Below are 19,510 nucleotides of genomic sequence, written 5' to 3' on the forward strand. Positions count from 1 at the left end.
TATGACTATCGCCAATACAGATGCAAGTACGCCGCTGCAATACATGCCCACGTATGACGCAGCCCGCGTCCCCTCGGAGGGGACGCGGGCTGCGTCATACGTGCCGTCAACCGGTGGCCGACATGGTCAGTTGGAGACCAAGGACCGCAGGACGTACTGCAGGATGCCGTCGTTGCGGTAGTACTCCGCTTCGCCGGGAGTGTCGATGCGCACGTCGGCGTCGAACTCGACCTTCGCGCCGTCCGTCTTGGTCGCCGTGACGTGGACAGTCTTGGGAATGCCTCCATCGTTCAGTGCCGAAACGCCTTCGATGTCAAAGGATTCCGTGCCGTCCAAGCCGAGGGACTCGATGTTCTGCCCCTGTGGGAACTGCAGCGGCAGCACACCCATGCCGATCAGATTGGACCGGTGGATCCGCTCGAAGGACTCGGTGATGACCGCCTTGACGCCCAGCAGTCGAGTGCCCTTGGCCGCCCAGTCGCGCGACGACCCGGAGCCGTACTCCTTGCCACCCAGGATCACCAGCGGGATGCCGGCGTCCGCGTAGTTCTGCGCGGCATCGTAGATCGCTGCCTGCTCGCCGTCCTTGGTGAAGTCGCGGGTGTAGCCGCCCTCGACATCGTCCAGCAACTGGTTGCGCAGCCGGATGTTGGCGAAGGTGCCACGCACCATGACCTCGTGGTTGCCGCGCCGCGAACCGTAGGAGTTGAAGTCGCGGCGCTGGACGCCGTGCTCCGACAGGTAACGGCCAGCCGGGCTGTCTGCCTTGATCGAACCGGCCGGGCTGATGTGGTCGGTCGTGACCGAGTCCCCCAGCTTGGCCAGCACGCGCGCACCCTTGATGTCCTCGACCGGCGACGGCTTGGCCGCCATGCCCTCGAAGTACGGAGGCTTGCGCACGTATGTCGAATCTTCGGCCCACTCGAAGGTGTCGCCCTCCGGCGTGGGCAGCGACTGCCAGCGCTCGTCACCGGCGAAGACGTCGGCGTAGTCCTTGACGAACAGCTCGCGGTCCATCGCACCGGCGATCGTCTGCTCGACGTCGGTCGGCGCCGGCCAGATGTCCTTGAGGAAGACGTCGTTGCCGGCCTGGTCCTGACCCAGCGGGTCGGTCTCGAAGTCGAAGTTCATCGTTCCGGCGAGCGCGTAGGCGATGACCAGCGGCGGCGAGGCCAGGTAGTTCATCTTGACGTCGGGGTTGATGCGGCCTTCGAAGTTGCGGTTGCCCGATAGCACCGAAACCACTGTCAGATCGTCCTTCTGGACGGCCGCCGAGATCTCTTCGTTGAGCGGGCCGGAGTTGCCGATGCACGTGGTGCAGCCGTAGCCGACGAGGTAGAAGCCGAGCTTCTCCAGGTAGGGCCACAGGCCGGCGTTGTCGTAGTAACCGGTCACAACCTGCGAACCAGGCGCCATCGACGTCTTGACCCACGGCGGGACCGTCAGGCCCTTCTCGACGGCGTTCTTGGCCAGCAGTGCAGCCGCCATCATCACCGACGGGTTGGAGGTGTTGGTGCAGCTGGTGATGCTGGCGATCACCACGGCGCCGTCCTTCAGGCCGTAGGTCTTGCCGTCCTCACTGGTGACCTCGGCCTCGCGGAAGTTGCCTTCCACGCCGTAGTTCTTGATGTCCAGGGAGAACTGCTGCTTGGCGTCGGCCAGCACGATACGGTCCTGCGGACGCTTCGGACCGGCGATCGAGGGTACGACTGTCGACAGGTCGAGCTCGAGACGCTCACTGAACCGTGGCTCGACGCTCGCGTCGTGCCACAGGCCCTGCTCCTTGGCGTAGGCCTCGACGAGCGTGACCTGCTCGTCGGGACGGCCGGTGAGACGCAGGTAGTCCAGGGTGACATCGTCGATCGGGAAGATCGCGCAGGTGGACCCGAACTCCGGGCTCATGTTGCCGATGGTCGCGCGGTTGGCCAGCGGCACCGAGGCGACGCCCTCGCCGTAGAACTCCACGAACTTGCCGACCACGCCGTGCTCACGCAGCATCTGGGTGATGGTCAGCACGACATCGGTCGCCGTTGCACCAGAAGGGATTTCGCCGGTCAGCTTGAAGCCGACGACGCGCGGGATCAGCATCGAGACCGGCTGGCCCAGCATCGCGGCCTCCGCCTCGATGCCGCCGACGCCCCAGCCCAGCACGCCCAGGCCGTTGACCATCGTCGTGTGGCTGTCGGTGCCGACGCAGGAGTCGGGGTAGGCGACACCGTCGCGCACCATGACGGTGCGGGCGAGGTGCTCGATGTTGACCTGGTGCACGATGCCGGTGCCCGGCGGCACGACCTTGAAGTCGTCGAAGGCGGTCTGGCCCCAGCGCAGGAACTGGTAGCGCTCCTTGTTGCGGCCGTACTCGATCTCGACGTTCTTCTCGAAGGCGTCGGGACGACCAAAGACGTCAATGATGACGGAGTGGTCGATGACCATCTCGGCGGGAGCAAGCGGGTTGATCTTGGTGGCATCGCCGCCCAGGTCGACAACGGCCTCACGCATGGTGGCCAGGTCGACCACGCACGGCACACCGGTGAAGTCCTGCATGATCACGCGGGCCGGCGTGAACTGGATCTCGGTGTCGGGCGTGGCGTTTTCGTCCCACTGACCGACAGCGTTGATGTGGTCCTTGGTGATGTTCGCGCCGTCCTCGGTCCGTAGGAGACACTCCAGCAGCACCTTGAGACTGAACGGCAGATTCTTGCTGCCCTCGACCTTGTCGAGGCGGTAGATCTCGTAGGACTGATCCCCGACCTTCAGGGTGTCCTTCGCACCAAAGCTGTCGCTGCTCACGACGACTCCTTTGTCCGATCGATATATCTTGATGTCAAGATAATGTTCTCACACCGGCCGCGCGCCTTTCAGCAAAGGCAGACCTAACTCGAAACCGTGACACGCAGCCCCGTGTCGATCCTCCCACCGCACCACCGATCGCGACCCAGATCCGCGTCAGCAATCGCCGCTACCTGGCCGCCAACCGAGCAACGCGCTTCTCATGTCGAGCGCGATCGAGAGTGGCTTCAACCGAGATGAGCTCGAGCCTCCGACGAAAGAACCGCACTCAAGCAGATGAGATATATACTCGATGGCGCAACGTTATATATGGAGGTCCGTATGACGAAGACATTGATCGACCTCGACGACGAACTCATCCGTCGAGCCCAGGAAGTGTCGGGCATCTCAACGAAGAAGGGCGTCGTCATGGCGGCATTGGAGGAAATGGTCCGTCGCGACGACCTGCGGCGGTATGCCGACTACATCGCTTCGGGCGCGGTTGACGATCTGGCCGACCCGGACGTGATGCGGGCAGCGCACCGGTGACGACCCGCTTCTTGGTCGACAACTCCGTCGTACAGCGCCTTGGCAAACCCGTCATCCGCCACGCGTGGGACCAACTCGTGGATCAGGGAGTCATCTCGACCTGCCTGCCAGTGATGCTGGAGGCCGGCTACTCGGCGCGGTCTGCTCGCGAACACACACAACTGCTTGCTCTGGAACAGCTGGCCAAAGTTGTGCTGCCGCCGACTCCCGAGGTTCTGACATTCGCGCTACAGATCCAGGCCAACCTCTTTGCCGCTGGGAAGGGACGCTCCGCTGGCATCAGCGACATCCAAATCGCTGCGACGGCACTCCATCACTCGACTCCGACAGACCAGGTGGTCGTCGTGCATTACGACGCGGACTTCGAGCACATCAAAAGCGTCACTCCTGAGCTCACCCTGCAATGGATCGTGCCACGAGGAACCGTCGACTGACGTCGCGGCCCCGAATTGGAATTGAGCAAGGCGAGAGCGGTCTTCCTCCGCTGCCCCACTGCTGATCACGCACGCCCGGCTTCCTACTGTCGACGACGCTGGAACTGGCGTGTGGCGATCGACGAGGCATTCACCACATGGGCGGCGCGGACGCATTGTCCCGGGCAGAACTCGGACAGCTCATCGCTTTGCGCGATGGATTGGACCCGACCGCGCTGCCTACCCGGCTCCAGGAGCAAGAACTCTGGCGCCCACGCGACGTGCGTCTGGACAACACTGCGACGCAGGCAGTGCTCACGACTCGGCTGCGCGGTGCTCGTGAATTCCTTGCCGCTGACGGAACGACTCACACACGGTGATTCCGGCAGTCTCACTCGGTCCCAGTCGAGACCGGCGGCGCCGACGGCACTCTCATTGACCTTCCGTATCCGCAGGCAACTCAGCGAGGAACTGTTCAAAGCGCTGGTCGTCACCGTTGAGGCTCCACTGCTCACCGCACGACTCGCACTCGCGCACGTAGCCCGGGTAGCTGCACCCGACGTGATGAGCCCACTCGGGATAGTCGACAACAGGACACGGGTAGACAGGCATACCGGCCAAAATATGGGTCACATCACCAGATCCGCAGGATCGGCAGGTGCCACGCGGGACGTCATACGGCACATGCTCCGGCTCTTGGATCAGCTCGGTGACCACGACATCGTCATCGTCTTCCAGCAGGTTATAGATCCGTACACGCCCGAGCGCATCGTGCAGCGCACTGATCAGGGCGCTGTCGTCAAGATCAGCGATCCGCACGACATCTCCAGTTGCCGGAACATCGTCGCCGTACGGCCCGAGATCGTCGGCGATGTCTGCACACTCGCGCACCAGTTGGACCACGCTCAGCGGGAAATCGACAGTGCAACCGACGGCCTCGTCGTTTGCGTAGATGAACACCTCGAGGAATGCGCTCTCTGCTGTGCTGTCCGCCAAATGGTCGATGACAGCAAACCGCCTGCCGAACAGCGCCATCAGCAACGTCTCGACATCATCGATGTGGTCGATCTCAACGACATTGAGTAACTGCTCAGAGTCGTCGGCAACCGTCGTGAACCTGGTGTCTTCCATGCCCAGATTCTTCCAGCGAGGTATGACACCCACCACGCGTCGAACGCCGGCCGGGTCACTCACCGCGACCGCTGACTGGATCGTCAATCGTCAGCTACGAGAACCTGATTCGACGGCTCGAGTATGGCGATGCATTCGACGTGATGCGTCATCGGGAAGGCGTCGAACGCCCGCAACGAGCGCACCTGATAACCCTGCTCCGCGGCATACGACAGATCACGTGCCAAGGCAGCCGGATCGCACGCGACGTATGCCGCCCGCCTCGGCCGCAGCTGCAAGGTCGCCTCGATCACCGCGCGCCCGGCTCCGGTCCGCGGCGGGTCGAGCACGACGAGGTCGACGCGGTCGAGCCTCTGCGTCACGACGTCGATCCATCCGCGCCGGCCGATGTCCGCCCGACGAACCTCCGCCTGCGAGACCTCCGCAAGGTTCAGCGCCGCATCCCGCACCGCACGCGAGTCGCCTTCGAGCCCGAGCACGCGCCCGTCGTCTCCCACCTCCTCCGCGAGGAAGGCCGTGAACACCCCGACACCGCTGTAGAGATCGAGCACCCGATCGCCCGCCGCGGGCTGCAGACCATCGAGCACCTCAGACACGAAGGTGCCCGCGGCGCCGGGGTGCACCTGCCAGAAGCCACGTGCCGAGACTTCGAAGTCACCTTCACCCAGCTGCGGAACAACCACGGTCTCAACGACATTCGGCACATCACCCACCAGTGGCAGGTCGACGGAAGTCACCGATCCGTCAGAGCTCACCGCGATGTCGAGACCGGTCACACCGGTCTCGACCACCGACGAGAGCACACCCGATGCAGCCACCTCCGGCACCGCGATCAGGCAATCCTCGACCGGCACCACATCGTGCGAACGATGTTTGCGCAACCCCAACCGGCCGCCCGCGGCTGTCGCGAACTCGACCCGCGTGCGCCATCGCAGACCGTCCGCATCGCCCGGCACGGCCTCGACCTCCCCGGCCCACTCGAGCCCGGCAAGCCATCGCAACTGCTCACGCACCACCATCGTCTTCAGCTCGCGCCCGTATGCCGCAGACGCGTGCTGCCAGTCGCATCCGCCGCAGGCGCCGGGCCCGGCATACGCGCACGGGGCAGGCCGCCGTTGCGGGGACGCCTGCACGATCTGCACGGCATCCGCGCGCAGGAACTTCGAGGTCGTCGTGCCGTCGGTGATCCGGATCCGGACCTGCTCCCCCGGCAGCGCGTGGCGCACGAAGACGACGCGACCGTCGAGTCGAGCGACGCAGTGACCGCCGTGCGCGACATCGCCGATGAGCACCTCGTGCTCTTGACCTGCCATCGAAAGCCCTTGATCAGCTTGGGCTTTCGGACGCACCTGGTCGGGGCGACCGCTGCGGGCGGGTGCTCCCCGCCGGCGGCTGTCGCCGCGCCCGCCACCACCGTTACGCCCGCCGCGGCCACGATCCGACCCGGCACCACCGGCACGGCCGGACCGGGACCCGCCGCTCACTGGCCGCGCCGCACTGAGCCGGCCGCGGGAGCGTCATACCGAAGCTCATGGCCCTGCGACGACCGCAACTGCCACGGCACACTCGCCACGAGCACCCCCGGCGTGAACAGCAACCGAGACTTGAGCCGCAGCGCCGACTGGTTGTGCAACAACTGCTCCCACCACTTTCCGACCACGTATTCGGGGATGTAGATCATCACCACGTCGCGGGGGCTGTCGCGCCGCACCGACTTGACGTATTGCACCACCGGACGGGTGATTTCGCGGTATGGAGATGCCACCGTCTTCAACGTGATCGGGATCTGGCGGCGCTCCCAGTCCGCCTGCAGGGCCGCGGTCTCCTCCGGATCGACGTCGACCGTGATGGCCTCGAGCACCGAAGGACGCGTCGCGCGCGCATACGCCAACGCGCGCATCGTCGGCTTGTGCAGCTTCGACACCAGCACCACCGCATGCACCCGCGAGGGCAGCAGCTGGTCGTCGCCGTCGTCCTCCAGCGCCAACTCCTCACGCACCCGCGTGTAGTGGCGCCGGATCTGCCCCATCACGAAGAAGAGCACGACCATCGCCGCGACGGCGTAACCGGCGCCGTGGGTGAACTTGGTCAGCAGCACCACCACGAGCACGATGCCGGCCATGACCGCACCGATCGCGTTGATCACCCGCGAGCGCCGCATCCGTTTGCGCTCCGCGGGGTTCTGTTCGGCGCGCAGCAGCCGGTTCCAGTGCCGGATCATGCCGGTCTGGCTGGTGGTGAAGGACACGAAGACGCCAACGATGTAGAGCTGGATGAGCCGGGTGGGCTCTGCGTCATACACGACGATGAGCAGGATCGCGACGGCAGCAAGGATCAGGATGCCGTTGGAGTACGCCAGCCGGTCACCGCGCGTGTGCAACTGCCGCGGGAGCCATCCGTCGCGGGCGAGGATCGAGGCGAGCACCGGGAATCCGTTGAATGCGGTATTGGCGGCGAGCACCAGGATCACACCGGTGACGATCGCCACGAACAGGATGCCGAGCGGGAACCCATGGAAGACCGCGTGTGACAGCTGGCCGATGACGGTGTCCTCGTTGTACCCCTTGACCGGCACACCGTGCAGCAGCAGGTTCCCCGGATGCTCCGGGTCCTGGATGTGCACGCCGGTCCAGTTCGCCAGCGTGATGATCGACACCAGCATCGCGACCGAGATGCTGCCCATCAGCAGCAGTGTCGAGGCTGCGTTCTTGCTCTTCGGTTTCTTGAACGCAGGCACGCCGTTCGAGATCGCCTCGACACCGGTCAGGGCCGCACATCCGCTGGAGAACGCGCGCAGCAGCAGGAACATCACCGCGATCTGCGACAGGCTGTCCATGTGCGGCTGCGGGGCGAGGGTGTATTTCGCGCTCTCCGCCAGCGGCAGGTCGCCGGCCAGTTTGCGGATGACGCCGACGATCGCCAGCGCGAAGATGCCGAGCATGAACAGATAGACAGGTATGGCGAAGAACGACCCGGACTCGCGCACACCGCGCAGGTTCATCGCCGTCAGGCCCACGACGAGCAAGACCGCAACCAGGGCTTCGTGACCATGCAGGAAGGGCATCGCGGATGCGGCGTTCTGCACGCCGGACGACACCGACACCGCCACGGTCAGGGTGTAGTCGACCAACAGCGCCGACGCGACGGTGAGACCGGCCTTCGGCCCGAGGTTGGTCGTGGCGACCTCGTAGTCACCGCCGCCGGAGGGATAGGCGTGGACGTTCTGCCGGTACGACATGACGACGACCGCCATCACGAAGATGACACAGGCGGTGATCATCCATGAGTGTGTGAAGGCGAAGGTGCCGCCCGCTGTGCCCAGCGTCAGGAATATCTCGTCAGGGGCATAGGCGACCGATGACAGCGCGTCACTGGCGAAGATCGGCAGCGCCAGCTTCTTGGGCAGCAGCGTCTCCCCGAGGCGGTCGCTGCGCATCGCCCGCCCGACCACGAGGCGCTTGACGGCCCGACCTGTCACTGACACAACGCGAAAGTGTAAGGGTCACCGCAGGTTGCGTGGATGGTGCACTCAGGTAGCGTCTGCCCGGTGTACTTCGTGATCATGGGTTGTGGGCGCGTCGGATCCGCGCTCGCGCTGAGCCTGGAGCAGCAGGGCCACGAGGTGGCCGTCATCGACCAGGACGAAGCGGCCTTCCGCCGGTTAGGCCCGTCCTTCGAAGGTCGTCGCGTCACCGGGCTGGGCTTCGACCGGGACACGTTGATCCAGGCCGGCATCCGCGACACCTACGCCTTCGCTGCAGTGAGCAGCGGTGACAATTCCAACATCCTGGCTGCGCGCGTAGCGCGGGAGACCTTCGATGTCGAACACGTCGTCGCCCGCATCTACGACCCCGGGCGGGCCGAGATCTATCAGCGGCTCGGGATCCCCACCGTCGCAACCGTTCGCTGGACCAGCGACCAGGTGTTGCGCCGACTGCTGCCGCAGGGCGCCGTACCGACACACACCGATCCCAGCGGCCGGATCATGTTGACCGAGATCCCGCCGCACTCCTCGTGGGTGGGCACGAGCCTGCGACGCATGGAGGAGGCTGCCGGTGCTCGTGTCGGCTATCTGACGCGGCTCGGCGAGGGCATGCTCCCGGCCGTGGACACGGTCTTTCAGGAAGGTGACTTGGTGCAATTCCTGGTCGGGACCGACCGACTCACCGCCGTCGAGGCCCTGCTGACGTCGCCTCGCCCGCACGACCTCTGAGCGACGCTCCCCCACCACGACACCATCCCGCACGACAAGGAGACTGAACCCATGCGCGTTGTCATCGTCGGTGCCGGAAGCGTCGGCCGCTCGATCGCCCGCGAACTCATCCTCGGCGGTCACCAGATCCTGATGATCGACAAGGATGCCGACGAGTCCCGCTCTCGTTCGGTCCCCGAGGCCTCGTGGCTGCTGGCCGACGCCTGCGAAACGTCGACCCTGCACGAGGCCGACCTGGCCAATTGCGACGTCGTGGTGTGCGCGACCGGCGACGACAAGGTCAATCTGGTCGTGTCCCTGCTCGCGAAGACCGAGTTCGGCATCGGCCGCACCGTCGCCCGGGTCAACAACCCCAAGAACGAGTGGATGTTCGACGAGGCGTGGGGCGTCGACGTCGCCGTCTCGACGCCCCGGCTGATGACGGCGCTGGTCGAGGAGGCCGTCAGCGTCGGTGACCTGGTGCGACTGTTCCAGTTCCAACAGGGCAAGGCCACGATGGTCGAGATCACCGTCCCCGACGACAGCCCCAACGTCGGCCGCGCAGTGGGCCAGTTGAGCCTTCCGCCTGAGTGCGTCCTGGTCGGCATCATCCGCGACGAGAAACCGATCGCGCCCAGCCCCGACGACGCGATCGAGGCACTGGACGAATTGCTGCTGCTGGCGACCCCCGAGGCCGAGGCCTCGCTGGGCGCCGTGCTCACCGGCCGGCCGGCGGACCAGATCCGCACGCACGCGCCGAACGACTGACGCCGACCGGCCCGTACCGATCTCAGGGGCCGGGCTTGATCTCGTATGCCGGATTGAAGATCGTCGGGACGCCCTTGCGAAAGGTGACGCGTCCGCGCACCTTCAGATAGACACCTGGCTCGATGCCGCCGATCCGGCGTCGACCCAGCCAGATCAGGTTCATCGTGCGCGTGCCGTCATCCAGATCGACGACCAGCGCAGGCACCTCACCGGACCGAGGACGCAGGCTGACGCATCGCACGGTGCCGGCACAGCACGTGACACTGCGGTCGATGGTCTGCCCGATCGGCACACCTCCGTGACGCCGTGCGGCTTGCTCAAGCTCGTCCTGCTCGAGAGCAGTCTCCGAACGGGTGAGCCGCCCGGCCACCTGCCCGACGCGAGTGCGCAGCGACATCAGCGGACCTCGGTGATCTCCGGTCCGCGCTCGAACGGCTTGAAGTCGTCGGCGGTGTCCGACTTGTCCTGCAGGTGGTCGGGCGCGGCGTTGGGGTCCACCTCAGGCTGCTGCGCGGCAACCTCGTCGGGGATCCTCAGCGGCAGCAGCTCGCGGGGTGCGCGGGCCTGGCTGCCGCGGATCACCACGCTGCGACGGATGAAGGCGATCAGCGGCTCGCCGGCGGCGTCGTCGACAGCCGCACGACCCGAGAGCACTGCGCGCAGGAACCAGCGCGGCCCGTCGACGCCCACGAAGCGAGCCGGGGAGTATGTCGTGCGACCGTCGGCACCCCTCGCCGGCATCCGGGCGTGCAACTCGATGCCGAGCGGACCCATCTTCTCCTCGGCGGTACCGCCACCGGCGATGAGATTGTCGGCGATCTCGTCACGGATGCTGTCCCAGATACCGCTGGTCTTGGGCGCCGCGAAAACCTGCAGCTGGCAGGCGGATTCGCCTTGGACCGCCGTCATACCGGTGATCTCCGTGCCCGAGTCGTCGACGTCGAGGCGCAACTCCATGGTCGCCTCGGGGATGATCGCGATCGACCCGAATGCCAGTCGGCTGTCGAGGTCGTCGACCTCAGACTCGTCGAAGGGGCCGTCCGTGCGGTCAAGGTCGAACGGACGCGGCAGCCGGTCAGGCGCGTCGTCCTCAGCTGCTTCGTCGGCCTCCCCGTCGTCGGATTCTTCGTCCAGCGATGCGTCGGCGTCGACCTCGTCGGTCTCCTCCTCGACGGATTCGTCCAGTTCGGTCGCGTCGGAGACGACGGCGGAGTCGTCAGCGTCGTCCTTGGCCTTCCGTCGGAAGATCGCCACGGCAGTCGTGCCCCTTTGTGTCGGTGATGTGTGACCAGTGAATTATGCGCCGGCGAAACCGCCGCTGGCCCCATGGCCAGTCTCGCCCCTGACCGAGTCCGGAAGCGAATCGACCGGGTCCCACTCGATCGTCTCGACCCGTTGGACGACAAGCTGTGCGATGCGATCACCGCGCTCGATCGTGAACGCCTGCTGCGGGTCGTGGTTGATGAGGTTCACCAGGATCTCGCCGCGGTATCCCGCATCGACCGTGCCCGGCCCGTTGAGCGTCGTGACACCGTGCCGGGTCGCAAGACCTGAGCGAGGATGCACAAATGCGGCATACCCCTCGGGCAGGGCGATCGCGATGCCCGTTGCGACCAGCCCCCGCTCCCCCGGCCGCAGCGTCGCGGTTGTCCGTGCATACAGGTCGAGACCTGCATCCGCCGGGCGAGCGTATGCCGGCAGCGGCAACTCGGGATCGAGTTGCCGCACCTGCACACGCATCGTCATGTCGGTCAGGCCGCGCACTCGCTGCAGACCGGAAGTCCGGCGACCTCCTTGGCCAACTGGCTGCGGTGGTGCACCAGGAAGCACTTGGAGCAGGTGAACTCGTCCGCCTGACGCGGAATGACCTGCACCGACAACTCCTCACCGGAGAGGTCGGCGCCGGGGAGTTCGAAGCCTTCGGCCTGCTCGGTCTCGTCGACATCGACACTCGCGGTGTTCTTGTCGACGCGGCGGGCCTTCAGTTCTTCGATGGAATCGTTGTCGATGTCATCGTCTGTCTTGCGCGGTGCGTCGTAATCCGTTGCCATTGCTCAGGTTTCCCGTCTTCATCTGGCGTCCTGCCACGTGGCCCCGGACGCGTCTCTTCAAGCTCTCGCGCGCATCAACGTCGTGACCGGCGATTTTGTGCCCGGTCGGACCGGGATTGTGCCCTATGTCGCTGCGATGTCAATACAGCGGGTCAGGTCGCGGACACCCCACCGCCGCGAAAGCGCAGGTCAGGCGTCGATCAGCGCGGCCAGATCGGTGACCAGCGGGTCCGGCCCGGCGATCACGAGTTCCTTGCCCGCGGGCGCGCCGTGCCGGCCGCGTACGACCCCACCGGCTTCGGTGACGATCAACTGGCCGGCGGCCTGGTCCCACGCGTTGAGGCCCGACTCGTAGTACACGTCGAGCCGGCCGGCAGCCACCGAGCACAGATCCAGCGCCGCACTGCCGATCCGGCGTATGTCGCGCACCTCGCCGATGATCGCCGCCACGACGGAGATCTGCTCGCGACGCTTCTGCGCGGCATACCCGAACCCGGTGCCCAGCAAGGACAGTGCCAGGTCACGCTGCCCGCTGACGTTCAGCAGTGTCAGTTCCTCACCGCGGCGCAGGAAGGCACCGCCGCCCTGTCGTGCGTGGAACAGTTCTCCGGTGACCGGGTTGATGACCGCACCGGCAACCGTGTGCCACGCGCCTGCCACCGAGACATCACCGACGCAGGCGGCCACCGACACGGCATACGCGGGGATGTCATAGAGGTAGTTGACGGTGCCGTCGATCGGGTCGACCACCCACGTGATGCCTGACGACGATTCTTTGGACCCACCCTCCTCGCCCAGCAGACCGTCCTGCGGACGGAGTTCCTCCAGCCGGGTGCGCAGCAACTCCTCGCTGCGCTGATCCATGACCGTGACGACATCTGTGCCGGTGGACTTGGTGGCTGCGACATCGACATGCCGTGGCCGTTCTTCCACGATCAGCCGGCCGGCCTCCGTCGCGAGCTCGCAGGCGATGCGCTCGAGGGTGGACAGGTCGGCAGGCCCGAGCGGCGGTTGGTCGATCATCACGTCTCAGTCCATTCCGCACGCGGCGGGCTTGGCCACCCGCAGATTGGGGCAGCAGCCGGCCCGGCACACCGACGGCATCGCAGCCCCGGGCCAGGCAGCTGGGTCCACGGCCTCGCCACGGGCCTCGGCAGCACGTTCCTCCAGCAGGTCCACCAGGCCCATGACGAACTCCGGATCGACTCCCAATGTCGGCACGCGCGTCATGCGCAGGCCGAGCTCGGCAGCGGTCTCGGCTGCTTCGGTGTCGAGGTCGTGAACGACCTCCATGTGGTCGGAGATGAAACCGATCGGTGCGACGACGACATCCGTCACGCCCTTGCGGGCGAGCTCTCGTAAGTGGTCGTTGACGTCGGGCTCGAGCCAGGGCGTGTGCGGCGAACCGGATCGCGAGCAATAGACCAGCGCGCCGCTGAGGTTGCGATCCAGCGTGACGCCGGCCTCGTCCAGGATCACGTGGGCGATCTCGTCATGCTGGTGCTCGTACAGATTGCCCTCGCCGTCACCCGGCCCGGAGGTGTCGTCCATCGCCTCTGGGATCGAGTGGGTCACGAACACGATGCGGAGCCGGTCGTCGTCGGGCTGCCCGCAGGCCCGCACCGCGTCGGTCACCAGTCGCGCGTAGACCCGGGTGAAGCTGGGGTGGGTGGCGTACTGCCGGATCTTGTCGACCTCGATGACACGCCCTTCGTCGGCCAGCGCCTCGATCGCCGCGGCGATGTCCTCGCGGTATTGACGGCACGAGCTGTATGACGAATACGCACTCGTCGTGACTGCCACCACACGTCGGACTCCGGCGTCGTGGGCATCGCGCAACACGTCCGTGGCGAACGGCTCACTGTTGCGGTTACCGAACAGCACCGGCGCGGGGATGCCGCGGCGTCGGAGTTCGTCGTGCAGGGCCTTCTGCAGGTCGCGGTTGAGGTCGTTGATCGGGCTCCTGCCGCCACGCGCGTAGTAGTGCTCGGCGACGGATTCCAGCCGCTCGTCCGGCACGCCGCGGCCGGCGGTGACCCGTCGCAGGAAGGGCATCACCTCGTCCATCGACTCGGGACCACCGAACGACATGAGCAGGACTGCGTCATACGGCTCGACGCCTGTCGCTTCTGTCTCCGGTGCAGGTTCGAGGTCCGCGGATTCCTGCGTCGAGGCGTCGCCGAGGAGCGGCTCGGGCGCCAGGTGACCGGCCGGCTGGTCGCCCGGTGGAACGGTTGGATCCGGCGGTTCAACGATCGGCGACGTCATACGGCACACACTACGACGCCTGACACCGGCGATCCGGCGCGCCCTGCCACGCCCGATCGCCCCGTCGTGGCATGGTGGTGGACGGCCCATGCCACGAACTCACCTGGGAGATACACGCATGCGGGATCTGCGACTTGTCGGCGTTCACGAGGACGGTGAACACGTCGTCCTCACGGATGCCGACGGCGAACGCTTCCAGGTCGCGATCGACGACGAACTGCGACGTTCTGTGCGCGTCCGGCAGGTTTCGACAACGAGCACGGAGGCCTCCGACGAGGACGCCGTGCAGATGCGGCCGCGCGACATCCAGGCGTTGCTGCGGTCCGGCTTGACAATGGACGAGGTCGCCGAGCGCTCCGGGTGGACCGTGGAGAAGATCCGGCGATACGAACCTCCGATCCGGGCCGAGCGCGACTATGTCGCCGGACTGGCGCGGAACATCGCCATCTATCACCCGGGGCCGCGACAGGCCGAGCCCGCGACCTTCGCCGGGCGGGTGCAGCAGCGACTCGACGGTCGCGGTGTGCCGGCCGAGGAGATCGTCTGGGATTCGTGGCGCGGCAACGACGGTGTCTGGACGGTGCAATGCGCCTTCCCCGCCGGCGGACGGCTGCGACAGGCGAACTGGCGCTTCGAGGTGTCCAGCCGCACGCTCGCGCCGCAGGACGACGAGGCTCGGTGGCTCGGTGAGGACGAGCAGACGCCGGGACCGCTGAGTGCCGCTCCCTCCGGCCGCGATGTCACGGTGTATGACGTGGAGGCCGAAGGTGGTCTGGCCGGTCGCGGCGGCACCAGCGTCCGCCGGGTCCGCGGCGGCACGGCGTCGGCCACCGCGATACCCGCAGCGGTTGCCCCGGCAACGCCTGCGGACAAGGGAGCGACACCGGTGGATCTCGTCTCGGCCATGCGGGAGCGGTCCAAAGGCCGCCGCAAGCGCGGCCGAACCAAGCCCGACACCACCTTTCCGGCCGATGCAGTGCCGGCCGTGCACGTCGACACCACCGGCGTGGAACCTCCGCTCGGATCGCACCCGCGTCCCGACGAGATCGACCCCCCGGCGCCCGCGACCGCTAAACGGTCCGAGGCGTCGGACGGCGACGCGGCCCCGCGCAAGCAGCGGCCGACCGTCGAAGATCTGGGCCACGACCCGGTCACCGGCACCGTCTCGATGTTCGCCGACGCCGAGTTGACCGACTCCGAATCGACACGTGCGCCCCTCGATTCGCAGCCTGCCACTGCAGCGGACGATGCCGCTGATGAGACCGTCGATGTCGCGCAGGTTGCGGCGGACGATGAGACCGCCGATGGCGCCCAAGCCGGCCAGCGGACATCTGCGAATGATGCGCGTGAGACAGCTGAGCAGCAGGAGCGCGTCACACCCCTTGCTGCAGCCGAGGCCGCCACGCCCGACGACTCGGTCGTTCCGCCGGAGCGTCCGAGTGCAGCGCGCAAGGGTCGTCCTGCCGTGCCCAGCTGGGACGACATCATGTTCGGCCGGCGTCCGGGCAACGACTGAGCCGCGCCGGATTCCACCGGCCGGCGAGGTCAGCGCCAGCCGCCGGGACGCCGCGGCTGACGGCCGTCGGCGGGCTGATCGCCGTCATGCCGGTATGCCGCGACGTCGCTGCGCCGCACACCGATCGTGTCCGCTGTGCCCCGATCGCGGGATGTGCTCTGCTGCGCGGGTGCTGAGGGTGCTGAGGGTGCTGCCGGCAATGTGACACCGGTCTCCTGCGGACGCGCCGAGCCGGCAGCGGGCCCTGCGTCATACGGAACGGTTTCGGCAGGCTCGCCGGTGACGGGTCGCTGTCGACGAGCCATCGGATTGGCCGATTTCACCCGGGCCGGCAACGGCAGTTCGCGGCCGGTGTGCCAGACCAGCACCACGCTCGCCCATCCGACGAGCAGCACGGCGGCCAGGACCATCCCCAGCGTTGCATCGGACGGTATGGCGACGGCGATGATGCCGCCGATGACCCAGGACAGTTGCAGCAGCGTCTCAGAACGGCCGAAGACGCTGGTGCGCATGTGTTCCGGCACGGTGTCCTGGATCTGCGAGTCGAGCGCCAACTTGCCCAGTTGCTGACCGATGCCGGCCACCAGACCCACGGCGATCGCGGTGCTCAGCGAGAAGTGCACGGCCGCGACGACGGCCAGGATCGCATCGGCCACGAGGGTGCCGAGCACGATGACCTTCGGCGAGGCGATCCGCAACAACGAGCCCATCACGGTGCCGAGCGAATTGCCGGCGCCGGCTGCCCCGACCACCAGTGCGAGCAGGAGCGTCTTGCGGTCCTCCCAGCCGGGGAACGGATGGATACGCACCAGGAAGGCCAGGAAGATCGTCAGGAATCCTGACAACCACCGCAGCCCGACGTTGGCGCGCAGCGCGGTCACCACCGAAGCCGTGATGCCGTACTTGCTACCGCCACCGGTCGCCAGGCCGGACGGAGCCGGCTTCTCACCGACCGCGGAGTCGACCTTGGGCGGCAGCAGGATGGCCAGCACGGTGCCGATCGCGAACAACAGCGCGCCCATGCGCAGCGCCCACGGCGCTCCGCCCAACTTGGCGGCGGTGCCGGCCAGTCCACCGGCGACCGCTGCACCGATGACCCCGGCGAGCGAAAGCCGACCATTGGCCTTGACGAGGGTCAGTTGGTCGGGAAGCAGTCGCGGCGCCGCCGCCGATCGCGTGACCAGGTAGGCCTTGGAAGCGACCAGCACGCACAACGCGACCGGAAAGAGCCAGGTCGACTTGTCCTGCACGGCCTGCGCGAGAACCCAGCACAGAAAGGCGCGGATGGCCAGGGTGGTGCCGATCGCCCAACGGCGGCCGTGCCGGTAGCGGTCCAGCAGCGGTCCGATGAACGGCGCGACCACAGCAAACGGCAGCATCGTCAGGCACAGGAACAACAGCACCGAACTCTTCGCCTGCGCCGAGGACACCGAGAAGAAAACCGTCCCCGCCAGGCCGATCGTGACTGCGGCGTCACCGGCGGAACTGAAGGCGTGGACCTGGATCAGCCGGGCCAGCCCGCTCTCGCCTGCGCCTTGGGCTTCGCTGGCCCGACGTGCAACGCGCACGGTGGTGCGACTCGCAGTGGCCGCCAACCGGGCTGCTGCTCCCGCGCCACGACCGACGGTGCGACCTGCGGAGACCGCCGCGTCGCGCTTGTTGTGCATCGAGTCGCCTGGGTGGTCACCCGAATCCGTACGGCTGCCAAGCGGATTCGCACCGGGGTGTGTTGGCGCGTCGACGTCGGAGCTGTCGGGCTCGTATGCCGCACGGTGGTCGTAACTCACGTCATACGCACGCTCGGAGGGATCGATGCGCTCAGTGCGCGGCCGTATGCCGGAGGTGCTGTCACGACCAGGTCGATCGCGCCTGATCGGCCTGGTCGACTCGGAGGCCGGCGCACCCGGGCTGAAGGCACGATCGCGCTCCATGCGACGGCGCTGCCGGCGGGAGGGCGAGCCGTCGCGAGTCATGGCTCCATCATGCCAACCGGTGGCGCCGGTGGACCGGGTAGCGGACAGAGATCAAGATCGAAGGGCAGGACCTCCGGCGAGACCGCCTGCGCCCGGGCAGCCTGCGAGGTCATCCGCCGCATGTAGTGGCGCCGGCACAAGACTTCGTACTCCACCGCAGCCGTCGGCACACCGGTGACGTCACCGACCACGACCTGCTCCCCCTCGACCACCATGTGACCGTCGACGACGCGCGCATTGTGCGTGGCCCGGCGCCCGCACCAGCACAGTGCCTCGACCTGCAACACCTGGATCCGGTCGGCGAGTTCGATCAACCGGCGCGACCCCGGGAACAGCTGAGTGCGGAAGTCCGCGGTGATGCCGAAGGCGTAGACGTCGACATCCATCTCGTCGACCAGCCGGGCCAGTTGCTCGATCTGCTCCGGGGTGTAGAACTGCGCCTCGTCACCGATCAGGTAGTCGACGACCCGGCCACCGGTCGCCTGCGTCACGACCAGCTCCCAGAAGTCCAGGTCGTCGGCCACCTCGAGTGCGTCGTGCGCGAGTCCGAGCCGCGAGGACAGCACCGCCTCGCCCGCGCGGTCGTGCTTGGTGAACACCAGACCCCGCCGACCACGCGCGCGGTGGTTGTGCTCCATCTGCAGGGCAAGGGTGCTCTTGCCGCAGTCCATCGTTCCGCTGAAGAAGACCAGTTCCGCCACGACAGCAGACCTTACGAGGTCGGCAGGTGCAGCATCGGCACCGCCGTCTCCGCCGTGGTGAGAGAGCCGTGCTGGCCGATCAGGCCGGTGACGGTCGGCTTCATGAACCGCGAGTCGTACGCCCCGACAGGCGCCCGCATCGCGACGATCACGTCTCCGATTCTGTTTTGTATGGCGGGCACCACCGGTCCGAACAGCCCTGCGCTGACAGCGGTTTCGCGATCGAGCACCCACGCGTCGTCACCGAAGCGCTCCTGCCAGATGGCCAGCACGTCGTCGGCGGCACCGGACCTGCAGTACAACTGCAACGATCGCAGTTCGCCGCCGACGAGTTCGATGCCGTCGCGCAGTTGCGCATCGTGGGCGATGTCGACCCGCGCGTCGGGCGGAACGTCGACCATGCCGTGGTCGGCAGTGATCGTGAGCGAGGTGCCGGCGGGCAGTGACCGGTGCAATCGCGCGAGTTCGCGGTCGAGCAGTTCGAGCGCATCACCCCATTGCCAGGAGTCGCAGCCGTGGCCGTGGCCGGTGCGGTCGACATCGCCCCAGTAGAGATAGGTCAACGAGCGACGGGCGGCTTTCGCGGCCGGCACGGCCGCGTCGACGCAGTCGGCCAGGTCGCGGCCACCGCGAAAATGCGCACCGCGCAAGGCAGCACGGGTCAGACCCGAGCCATCGAACTTGGCCGGGCCGACCATGGTGACCTCGATGCCGGCTGCGACCGCGCGTTCGAAGACCGTCGGATTGCTCTGCCACTGCAGCGGATCCGGCCCGTCGACCCAGTCGAGCTCGTTGAACAGGTGATCGGTGCCCGGCACGCGCACCTGGTAGCCGACCAGGCCGTGCGCGCCTGGCGGCAGACCGGTGCCGAACGAACCCATGCTGGTGGCGGTGGTGCTGGGGAAACCACACGTGAGTTGGACCGGCACCTCAGAGGGCTGACCGGCGAGAGCCTTCCGCAGGAAGGGCGCGTGGCCGCTGCGGGCCTTCAACAGTTCGAGGCCGAGTCCGTCGGCGAGAACCACCACCGCACGTTGCGCCGGCGGCAGCGGCGCGCCCGCGATGTCTTCCGGGGGGCGCGGGCCACCGATCGATGCCAGCACCCGCGGCAGCACTCCTGCGAGACCACCTGCGTCATACGCGGGCAGCGGCAGACCAGGCCGGGCCGTCGGCACCGGC

General features: G+C 67.0%; 18 protein-coding genes. 5 read left to right on the forward strand and 13 right to left on the reverse strand.

Translation table 11 applies throughout. The annotated features are described in order from the left end of the window. Window positions 1-126: 126 nt before the first annotated feature. The gene (acnA, locus tag BKA23_RS08785) at window positions 127-2,790 is read right to left on the reverse strand and encodes an aconitate hydratase AcnA (protein ID WP_145227340.1); all 2,664 of its coding nucleotides are present in this window, start codon (window positions 2,788-2,790) and stop codon (window positions 127-129) included. Window positions 2,791-3,111: 321 nt separating this feature from the next. Here acnA and BKA23_RS08790 point away from each other — a divergent pair, with 321 nt between their 5' ends. Both BKA23_RS08790 and BKA23_RS08795 read left to right on the forward strand, forming a co-directional pair. Continuing rightward, window positions 3,112-3,318: a type II toxin-antitoxin system VapB family antitoxin gene (locus tag BKA23_RS08790; protein ID WP_145227342.1), complete on the forward strand. Its 207-nt coding sequence runs from the start codon at window positions 3,112-3,114 to the stop codon at window positions 3,316-3,318. Continuing rightward, entirely contained in the window at window positions 3,315-3,752 is a 438-nt protein-coding gene (locus BKA23_RS08795; RefSeq protein ID WP_145227344.1) for a PIN domain-containing protein, read from the forward strand. The genes BKA23_RS08790 and BKA23_RS08795 overlap by 4 nt, the downstream gene beginning before the upstream one ends. Before the next feature lie 411 nt (window positions 3,753-4,163). Here the strand turns inward: BKA23_RS08795 and BKA23_RS08800 are convergent, their stop codons facing one another. From BKA23_RS08800 to BKA23_RS08810, 3 genes are all read right to left on the reverse strand, one after another. Beyond that, window positions 4,164-4,862, reverse strand: coding sequence for a hypothetical protein (locus BKA23_RS08800; protein ID WP_145227346.1), 699 nt, complete (start codon window positions 4,860-4,862; stop codon window positions 4,164-4,166). 83 nt (window positions 4,863-4,945) lie between these two features. After that, the gene (locus BKA23_RS08805; protein ID WP_145227348.1) at window positions 4,946-6,175 is read right to left on the reverse strand and encodes a class I SAM-dependent RNA methyltransferase; all 1,230 of its coding nucleotides are present in this window, start codon (window positions 6,173-6,175) and stop codon (window positions 4,946-4,948) included. A gap of 167 nt (window positions 6,176-6,342) precedes the next feature. Then, entirely contained in the window at window positions 6,343-8,346 is a 2,004-nt protein-coding gene (locus BKA23_RS08810; RefSeq protein ID WP_246104532.1) for an APC family permease, read from the reverse strand. A gap of 63 nt (window positions 8,347-8,409) precedes the next feature. Here BKA23_RS08810 and BKA23_RS08815 point away from each other — a divergent pair, with 63 nt between their 5' ends. Next, window positions 8,410-9,075, forward strand: a complete 666-nt coding sequence (locus BKA23_RS08815; RefSeq protein WP_145227350.1) for a potassium channel family protein — start codon at window positions 8,410-8,412, stop codon at window positions 9,073-9,075. A gap of 51 nt (window positions 9,076-9,126) precedes the next feature. Then, the gene (locus tag BKA23_RS08820) at window positions 9,127-9,822 is read left to right on the forward strand and encodes a potassium channel family protein (protein WP_145227352.1); all 696 of its coding nucleotides are present in this window, start codon (window positions 9,127-9,129) and stop codon (window positions 9,820-9,822) included. A gap of 22 nt (window positions 9,823-9,844) precedes the next feature. On the opposite strand, the gene BKA23_RS08825 is transcribed toward BKA23_RS08820, so the two are convergent. The 6 genes from BKA23_RS08825 to BKA23_RS08850 form a co-directional block, all read right to left on the reverse strand. Continuing rightward, a complete protein-coding gene (locus BKA23_RS08825) occupies window positions 9,845-10,219 on the reverse strand; it encodes an OB-fold nucleic acid binding domain-containing protein (RefSeq protein WP_145227354.1) in 375 nt (124 codons plus the stop codon). Then, window positions 10,219-11,076, reverse strand: coding sequence for a DUF3710 domain-containing protein (locus BKA23_RS08830; RefSeq protein ID WP_145227356.1), 858 nt, complete (start codon window positions 11,074-11,076; stop codon window positions 10,219-10,221). Before BKA23_RS08830 ends, BKA23_RS08825 begins: the two co-directional genes overlap by 1 nt. A gap of 42 nt (window positions 11,077-11,118) precedes the next feature. Beyond that, window positions 11,119-11,568, reverse strand: a complete 450-nt coding sequence (gene dut / locus BKA23_RS08835) for a dUTP diphosphatase (protein ID WP_145227358.1) — start codon at window positions 11,566-11,568, stop codon at window positions 11,119-11,121. Between the two features lie 5 nt (window positions 11,569-11,573). Continuing rightward, window positions 11,574-11,873, reverse strand: a complete 300-nt coding sequence (locus tag BKA23_RS08840; protein WP_145227360.1) for a DUF4193 domain-containing protein — start codon at window positions 11,871-11,873, stop codon at window positions 11,574-11,576. Window positions 11,874-12,062: 189 nt separating this feature from the next. Then, window positions 12,063-12,896 (reverse strand): inositol monophosphatase family protein, encoded by an 834-nt coding sequence (locus BKA23_RS08845; protein WP_145227361.1) that lies wholly within the window; start codon window positions 12,894-12,896, stop codon window positions 12,063-12,065. A gap of 6 nt (window positions 12,897-12,902) precedes the next feature. Then, window positions 12,903-14,141 carry a ferrochelatase gene (locus BKA23_RS08850; protein WP_145227363.1) on the reverse strand — a complete coding sequence of 413 codons (1,239 nt, stop codon included), beginning with the start codon at window positions 14,139-14,141 and terminating at the stop codon, window positions 12,903-12,905. Window positions 14,142-14,259: 118 nt separating this feature from the next. Here BKA23_RS08850 and sepH point away from each other — a divergent pair, with 118 nt between their 5' ends. Continuing rightward, entirely contained in the window at window positions 14,260-15,657 is a 1,398-nt protein-coding gene (gene sepH / locus BKA23_RS08855; protein WP_170226431.1) for a septation protein SepH, read from the forward strand. A 29-nt stretch (window positions 15,658-15,686) separates the two neighbouring features. On the opposite strand, the gene BKA23_RS08860 is transcribed toward sepH, so the two are convergent. Genes BKA23_RS08860 through BKA23_RS08870 form a run of 3 tightly spaced genes read right to left on the reverse strand, consistent with a single transcriptional unit; the run spans window position 15,687 to window position 19,506 of the window. Continuing rightward, window positions 15,687-17,630 (reverse strand): MFS transporter, encoded by a 1,944-nt coding sequence (locus BKA23_RS08860; RefSeq protein WP_246104533.1) that lies wholly within the window; start codon window positions 17,628-17,630, stop codon window positions 15,687-15,689. Beyond that, window positions 17,627-18,331 carry a thymidine kinase gene (locus tag BKA23_RS08865; RefSeq protein WP_145227367.1) on the reverse strand — a complete coding sequence of 235 codons (705 nt, stop codon included), beginning with the start codon at window positions 18,329-18,331 and terminating at the stop codon, window positions 17,627-17,629. The genes BKA23_RS08860 and BKA23_RS08865 overlap by 4 nt, the downstream gene beginning before the upstream one ends. 11 nt (window positions 18,332-18,342) lie before the next feature. Then, window positions 18,343-19,506 (reverse strand): alkaline phosphatase family protein, encoded by a 1,164-nt coding sequence (locus tag BKA23_RS08870; RefSeq protein ID WP_246104534.1) that lies wholly within the window; start codon window positions 19,504-19,506, stop codon window positions 18,343-18,345. Window positions 19,507-19,510: the final 4 nt, after the last annotated feature.

Origin of the sequence: Rudaeicoccus suwonensis (assembly GCF_007829035.1) — a bacterium.
Lineage (GTDB): Bacteria > Actinomycetota > Actinomycetes > Actinomycetales > Dermatophilaceae > Rudaeicoccus > Rudaeicoccus suwonensis.

Coding starts and splice junctions, on each gene's coding strand:
- BKA23_RS08800 (WP_145227346.1), bottom strand. CDS start 4,862: ATGGAAGACACCAGGTTCACGACGGTTGCCGACGACTCTGAGCAGTTA.
- BKA23_RS08805 (WP_145227348.1), bottom strand. CDS start 6,175: ATGGCAGGTCAAGAGCACGAGGTGCTCATCGGCGATGTCGCGCACGGC.
- BKA23_RS08840 (WP_145227360.1), bottom strand. CDS start 11,873: ATGGCAACGGATTACGACGCACCGCGCAAGACAGACGATGACATCGAC.
- sepH (WP_170226431.1), top strand. CDS start 14,260: ATGCGGGATCTGCGACTTGTCGGCGTTCACGAGGACGGTGAACACGTC.
- dut (WP_145227358.1), bottom strand. CDS start 11,568: ATGACGATGCGTGTGCAGGTGCGGCAACTCGATCCCGAGTTGCCGCTG.
- BKA23_RS08860 (WP_246104533.1), bottom strand. CDS start 17,630: ATGACTCGCGACGGCTCGCCCTCCCGCCGGCAGCGCCGTCGCATGGAG.
- BKA23_RS08845 (WP_145227361.1), bottom strand. CDS start 12,896: ATGATCGACCAACCGCCGCTCGGGCCTGCCGACCTGTCCACCCTCGAG.
- BKA23_RS08820 (WP_145227352.1), top strand. CDS start 9,127: ATGCGCGTTGTCATCGTCGGTGCCGGAAGCGTCGGCCGCTCGATCGCC.
- BKA23_RS08850 (WP_145227363.1), bottom strand. CDS start 14,141: ATGACGTCGCCGATCGTTGAACCGCCGGATCCAACCGTTCCACCGGGC.
- BKA23_RS08790 (WP_145227342.1), top strand. CDS start 3,112: ATGACGAAGACATTGATCGACCTCGACGACGAACTCATCCGTCGAGCC.
- BKA23_RS08825 (WP_145227354.1), bottom strand. CDS start 10,219: ATGTCGCTGCGCACTCGCGTCGGGCAGGTGGCCGGGCGGCTCACCCGT.